The sequence below is a fragment of the Fusobacterium sp. genome (assembly GCF_032477075.1).
Classification (GTDB): Bacteria; Fusobacteriota; Fusobacteriia; order Fusobacteriales; family Fusobacteriaceae; genus Fusobacterium_A.
In genome coordinates this window covers 77311-83579 of the sequence record NZ_JAWDXO010000011.1, presented here as the reverse complement: position 1 = coordinate 83579, position 6269 = coordinate 77311, and the positions used below count along the sequence as shown (strand labels likewise).

Here is a 6269-nt window from a genome sequence, read left to right as displayed (position 1 = left end):
CTATCTTTATATTCTCTCCATATTTCTCAAGCATATATTTCACAAAATTTGTTCCTATGAATCCTGCTGCTCCTGTTACAAGATATGTCTTCATCTATACCTCTCCCTTTTCTTTCATTTCTTCTAAAAACCTATCTATTCCACTTTTCCAATGTGGTATTTTTTTATTAATTACTCCTTCTAATTTACTACTGTCTAGTTTAGAATATTCTGCTCTCCTTGCTGGTAAAGGAAAGTCTTTTGTTTTTGCTCTTTCCAATATTCCATTCCATCCTATTTTTTTTAATATATACTGCGCTTGTTCAAATTTTGATGCTTCTCCATCATTTGATAGATGATACAGTCCGTATTTATCTGTCTGAATAAGTTTCCATGAATATTCTGCTAAGTCCTTTGAATATGTTGGAGATGATATTTGGTCATCTACTATTCTCAACTTATCCTTTCCTTTTGACCAGTTGATTACCTGTTTACAAAAATTATTATTTCCCATTCCAAATACCCATGATGTTCTTATTACAAAACTTTTTTCATATTCCAATGAATATTTTTCTCCCTCTAATTTTGTTTTTGAATATATTGATAAAGGATTAGGGATATCTTCTTCTGTATATGGTATTTCCCTTTCTCCATCAAATACAAAATCTGTTGAATATGTCACAAATATTATATTTTTTTCTTTGCATATCTCTGCCAGATACTTAGGTACATATGAATTTAAAACAAAACATTTTTCTGATTCTTCTTCTGCTTTATCTACATTATTATATGCTGCACAATTTATTATCATAGTAAAATTATTGTTATCTATGAATTCCTTTACTTTCTCTCTATCAGTTACATCTAATTCTTTATAGTCAGTGGCTGTATATTTTGTTTCTAACTTATCAAAAAGTTTTTGAAAATCTTGACCTAATTGTCCATCTGCTCCTGTAAGCAATACATTCTCTCCAGCATATTTTTCTGTGTACTCCTTAAAAGATTGATGTTTTGTATCTTTCTCAGATAAAATTATCTCTTCTTCTTTTAATCCATATTCTTCAAAATTCCAGTCAATAGCTATATCTCTATCATTCCATATTATTCCCGAATCATATTGAGATATATAAAATTCATCACATTTATATTCTATTTCTGTATCATCTTCTAAAGCTAAAAATCCATGGGCAAAACCTTTTGATATATATAGCATTTTTTTATTTTCTTCACTTAATTCTATTCCATGCCATTTTCCATATGTGCTGCTATCTTTTCTTATATCAACTACAATATCAAGTATTCTCCCTTTTACTACTCTTACAAGCTTTCCTTGGGAATATCTAACTTGAAAATGAAGTCCCCTGAGTACCCCTTTTTTAGATTTAGAATGATTATCTTGTATAAAATTTGTAGTTATTCCTATTTTTTCAAATTCATCTTTATTGTATGACTCAAGAAAAAAACCTCTATTATCTTCAAATACTAAAGGTTCAATTATATACATTCCTTGTAAGTTTGTTTCTATTTTTTTAAATTTATTCATTGGTATATCTCCATATTTTTAGTATATTTTATTATATCACTCTTATTTTAAATTTTCATTCTCTTTTATAATATTACAAAAACTCAACCCATAAATTAAGCTTATTATCAAATTAGTTTTATAAAAATATATATTGCTATCTACTAATCCAGCTAAATTAATAAATATAAACAAGATAATACTTAATTTAACCATATTTTTCTGTTCTTTTGTTATATTTTCTTTTAGTCTTTTTAAAAGTAATTTAAAAAAATATATGTTATAAAGAACATAAAAAACTAGTGCTCCAATTCCTTCTGTTACCATAACTTCTAATATATTATTATGCAAATGTGGAGTTTTCTCCCAAGAAACTGCATCTAAATTATGATTTACATAATATCTATATCCTAAAGATTTATAATTATTTTCTTTAAAATCTTTTAACCCTTTAATATAAATTTTTACTCTTATATCATTTTTTATTTTTTTTAAATTGTTTATACTATCTAATCTTTTAGTATGTTGCTCTAATAAAGAAGAATTTAAAAATAGAATTCCTATTATTCCTATAAAAAATAAATATTTTAAATTTATTTTTTTATTTTTTATCAAATAATATATTCCTAATCCAAACAATAAAAGAGGAACTAATATAAGAGTTACTCTACTATGAGTCCCCACTAATACAAAACAAGAAAATAAAAAAATTAATCCAGAAATTATTTTCAAATAAATATCCTTAGTTTTCATAAAACAAAATAAACTAATAAAAACATAAAGCCCAATTTCTATTGTATAAATAGTTGGGTACCCTGCTTCTATAATTCTATAGTTACTTGCAAATGAATGCATTTTCCATTCTTTAAATCCTCTATATGAACTTATTAAAGAGAAAATAGATGCTACTCCCAATATTTTATTGTAAAATTTTTCCTTTATTCCTATCTGTGATAAACACCAAAAGAAAAAAAAGTTACATAAAATCAATCTAAATACTCTATTTACTTCAATTGTATTTTTATACATGCTTAACAGTAAAAAAATACTATAAACAGCATAAAATAAAATTATTTTTTTATCAAAAAAATTAAATTTTTTACTATAAATACTTCTAAAAAAAATAATTCCACTAAATAAAGTTGCAATCAAATATCTTTCATTTCCTTTTCTTATAAAGAAGAATATCAGAATTATTAACGATATTTCTAATAAAATATTTTTATCATATTTTTTCAATATATCTACTTTTAATTTTCTCTCCATTACTTTAATTGTTCTCCTATACTATTTTTTTTATAAAATTCATTAAATTTTTCCATATCCAAACTTTCATCAAATTTTCTTCCAAATAAATATTCACTTCCCAATATTTTTTTATAATTATTTTCATTTAAAATTTTTGGATATTCTGGTCCTGTTTCCCAATCTATATATCTTAAATTAGAATTTACTCCTTTTTTTATATAAATCTTTTCTTTAAATGGTGTATCCATAATTAAAGTTTGAAAAAATTCTTCATCACCACATTTAGTATATTCAAAAGCTTTTATATAATTGGGATTTTCAGTTAAATAATGAAAAATATAATCTCTACATTGACTTGTTATTCCAAACCAGTTACTTCCATGATAAATCTTTGGAAGTTCTTTAAAATATTTATTTTCTATTTTAAATATTTTTCTAAGTGATCTCATAAGTTTACTATATTTTTTCTCAATAAAATTTTTATCTCTTTTACAATCAATTACTGAAGATATCCTCTTAATTCTCCTCTCAATAAAATTTATAGGGCACTCCTTAATATCTATAAATTCTTTTCCTTTGTTTTTCTCCAAAAATTTTTCTATATATTCGTTTGTTTTTAGAGGCAAATCATCTCCAGAAAGTAAAAAAATATAGTCATATTTTTTATTTCTGGTAGAATTTAATAATTCTAATGTTGCTTCTATTTGAGAATAATGTCCCCAAAAAATAGAAACTCTGTTTTTTATAAAGATAGTTTTATTTTCTAATTTTTTAAATTTTTCTATATCACTTTTTTTATCAATATGAACATATATGTCACAATTTTCATTACATAATAATTCAACACATTTTTTTAAAATATTATTAAACTTATGGCAAACTATACAATATGCTACCTTCAATCTTTTCTTCCTTTCATTCTTTTAATCCTTATAAACCTTTTAATTATGTTTTCTTCTTTTAATTTTAATTTAAAATTAATTCTAAAGATTTTTCAATAAACTTTTCTCTGTGAAACATGGAACTATAATACTACCCATTTTTTTCAATATCTTCTTTTAATTTTTTTAATTTTCTCATTTCAAAATAAAATTTTATTTTTTTATAAAATTTCATTTTTCTATAATACTCATAATTAACTGTTTTCTCAATTTTTTCTAACCATTCTTTATTTATGTACTTTATATATTTTAATTGTTTAAAAATTTGAAAATAAAAAACTATCTTACTTTTTTCAATTCCTTCTTTAAATTTTTCAAAGTCAGGTTTATTTTTAAAGAATACTTCTATTTCTTTTATTCCATTCCATTTATCAAAAAATTCTTTTTCTTTATCTATAATTTTTGTTCCTTGAGTTTCATGAATAATATAATGATAGAATGGTTCATTTATTTTTCCAACTTTTTTTGAGAAATAGGAAGTTTTTATTCCTACAACAATATCTTCCCCCAAAAATATATTTTCAGGAAAAATAATTCTATTGTTTGTATATACTTCCTTTTTAATCAATTTTGCCCATATAGCTGGAGATATTTTATTTTCACTATATAATACATATTTTGCATAAGTTTTCCTAAAATAATTTCATTTTCTTTAATATCCAAATTTTTGACATATTCTTTTTGAAAAAAATTTTCTTTCCAATAATCACAAACAACTATATCTAAATTTTCTTTTTCAGTTTTATTATACATTTCCAACAACATATTTTCTTCTATATAATCATCTGAATCCAAATAATAAATATATTTTCCTTTAGACATTTTCAAACCAATATTTCGTGCTTTACTTACTCCTTCATTACTCTTGTTAATAACAATTATTCTTTGATCTACATTATATCTTTCTAATATTTTTTCACTTTGGTCCTGACTCCCATCATTTATTATTATTATTTCTATTTCTTTCAAAGTTTGTTTCAAAACAGAATTTAAGCATTTTTCTAAATATTTTTCTGTATTATAAACTGGGATTATCACACTAATTTTTATTTCCATTTTTTCTCCTATTTCCATTTTATAATCAATGCTATATAATAAAATATATTTTTATTATAAATATATTTTAAATTTTTTAAATATTTATTTAGAGTAAGCATATCATAGTGTGCTTTATAATTTCCAAATAGCATTTTTTTGCATTTTGTATCTACTATTCTTGTCCCATCTTTAGTAAATAAAAAATTATAAGGATTACAATCTCCATGGTACAAGCCAAGTTTATGCATTTTTTTTGTCAATTCTAGTATTTTTTCAACTTTATTATTCTCTAGACAAATTTTTCCTTCTATATATTCTGATAAAAAAAAGGAATCTGAAATCATTCCATTTTTTCTCTTCTCTCCTGCTAAATATATATCCATTACTTCTCTCAAACCTCTATCTCTAGCACTTCTTATATTTATCAGACTTAATAATACTTCTCCTTTCTTAAATAGAGTAAGAAATCTTTTCCAAGTTTTTTTATATTCATTTTTAGGTATTTTTAACACATACTTTTTATTTTCTATTTCAATCAATGCAACAAAAGTTCTATTGTCATTTTTATATTTTTCTAAAATCTTATATTCGTTATTCAAAATTTTTCTTCCAATTTCTAAATACTTTTCTTTATAAAAATATATTTTATATTCTTCAATATTTATATTTTTCAAATCATATTTCTTCATATATATACCCATCTTGATCTTTTCTATTATTTAATCCATACACACACTTATAATTTTCTATTGATATTTTTTCTCTTTTTTCACTATATATTTTTTTATTTTGATTTCCTGATTTAGTAGAGTCTAATGGATGACACATATGAATTGATGGTATTTTTGTAGAAAATGTTACTGATTTCAATCCTAAAGCATAAAGTCTCAATCCTAGGTCAGCATCTTCTCCTCCCCATCCTTTATAATCTTCATCATATCCATTTATTTCCAAATAATCTTTTTTAAACAAAGCAAATCCTATTCCCATAAGACCTGTTCCTCTATTTCTCAGTCCTATTCTATACCTAAAATTATTATATTTATCTCTCCAAAGATATTTTTTCAATACTTTAAAATGATTGATTGAAACTTTTTGTATTATTTCATCATATCTCCAGTTGTTCTTCTCTAATATTTTTTGAATATCTATTCTTTCAGCATTTTCAGACCATATTACTCTAAGGATAGAAAATTTATTTTCTTTTTTATTTTGTATAAAAGTTTCAATTAAATTATCAGGAAAAATAGCATCTTGATCCAAAAAAATCAAATAATCGCCTTTACTTTCCATAACAGCATTATTACAAGCTTTTGATTTTCTAAACCCTATATCCTCCTGATAAATATACTTGATCTTAAATTCACATTTATTTTTATATTTCTTTAATATTTCTTTTAAGTCCTCTTTTGACCCATCATCTGTAAAAATTACTTCATAAGGTTGAATACTCTGCTTCATCAAACACTTCAGTATATTTTCTACATATTCAAATCTATTATATACAGTTATAATAACTGATATTTTCATTACTCCTCCAT

General features: G+C 23.0%; 7 protein-coding genes. All 7 read right to left on the bottom strand.

The window, feature by feature from the left end; genetic code table 11:
* Positions 1-94: 94 nt before the first annotated feature.
* Entirely contained in the window at positions 95-1522 is a 1428-nt protein-coding gene (rfbD, locus tag E6771_RS06610) for a dTDP-4-dehydrorhamnose reductase (protein WP_316090426.1), read from the bottom strand.
* Positions 1523-1564: 42 nt separating this feature from the next.
* A complete protein-coding gene (locus E6771_RS06605) occupies positions 1565-2767 on the bottom strand; it encodes an O-antigen ligase family protein (protein ID WP_316090425.1) in 1203 nt (400 codons plus the stop codon).
* Entirely contained in the window at positions 2767-3651 is an 885-nt protein-coding gene (locus E6771_RS06600; RefSeq protein WP_316090424.1) for a beta-1,6-N-acetylglucosaminyltransferase, read from the bottom strand. The genes E6771_RS06605 and E6771_RS06600 overlap by 1 nt, the downstream gene beginning before the upstream one ends.
* A gap of 130 nt (positions 3652-3781) precedes the next feature.
* On the bottom strand, positions 3782-4258 hold the full coding sequence (locus E6771_RS06595; protein ID WP_316090423.1) for a hypothetical protein: 477 nt from the start codon (positions 4256-4258) through the stop codon (positions 3782-3784).
* The gene (locus E6771_RS06590; RefSeq protein WP_316090422.1) at positions 4255-4746 is read right to left on the bottom strand and encodes a glycosyltransferase family 2 protein; all 492 of its coding nucleotides are present in this window, start codon (positions 4744-4746) and stop codon (positions 4255-4257) included. Before E6771_RS06590 ends, E6771_RS06595 begins: the two co-directional genes overlap by 4 nt.
* A gap of 8 nt (positions 4747-4754) precedes the next feature.
* Positions 4755-5417 carry a lipopolysaccharide core heptose(II) kinase RfaY gene (locus E6771_RS06585; RefSeq protein ID WP_316090421.1) on the bottom strand — a complete coding sequence of 221 codons (663 nt, stop codon included), beginning with the start codon at positions 5415-5417 and terminating at the stop codon, positions 4755-4757.
* The gene (locus E6771_RS06580) at positions 5404-6258 is read right to left on the bottom strand and encodes a glycosyltransferase (protein ID WP_316090420.1); all 855 of its coding nucleotides are present in this window, start codon (positions 6256-6258) and stop codon (positions 5404-5406) included. The genes E6771_RS06585 and E6771_RS06580 overlap by 14 nt, the downstream gene beginning before the upstream one ends.
* Between the last annotated feature and the right edge of the window lie 11 nt (positions 6259-6269).

Bases quoted from the DNA above. Each gene is read 5' to 3' on its own strand.
- E6771_RS06590 (WP_316090422.1), bottom strand. From the start codon at position 4,746: ATGGAAATAAAAATTAGTGTGATAATCCCAGTTTATAATACAGAAAAA.
- rfbD (WP_316090426.1), bottom strand. From the start codon at position 1,522: ATGAATAAATTTAAAAAAATAGAAACAAACTTACAAGGAATGTATATA.
- E6771_RS06605 (WP_316090425.1), bottom strand. From the start codon at position 2,767: ATGGAGAGAAAATTAAAAGTAGATATATTGAAAAAATATGATAAAAAT.
- E6771_RS06580 (WP_316090420.1), bottom strand. From the start codon at position 6,258: ATGAAAATATCAGTTATTATAACTGTATATAATAGATTTGAATATGTA.
- E6771_RS06585 (WP_316090421.1), bottom strand. From the start codon at position 5,417: ATGAAGAAATATGATTTGAAAAATATAAATATTGAAGAATATAAAATA.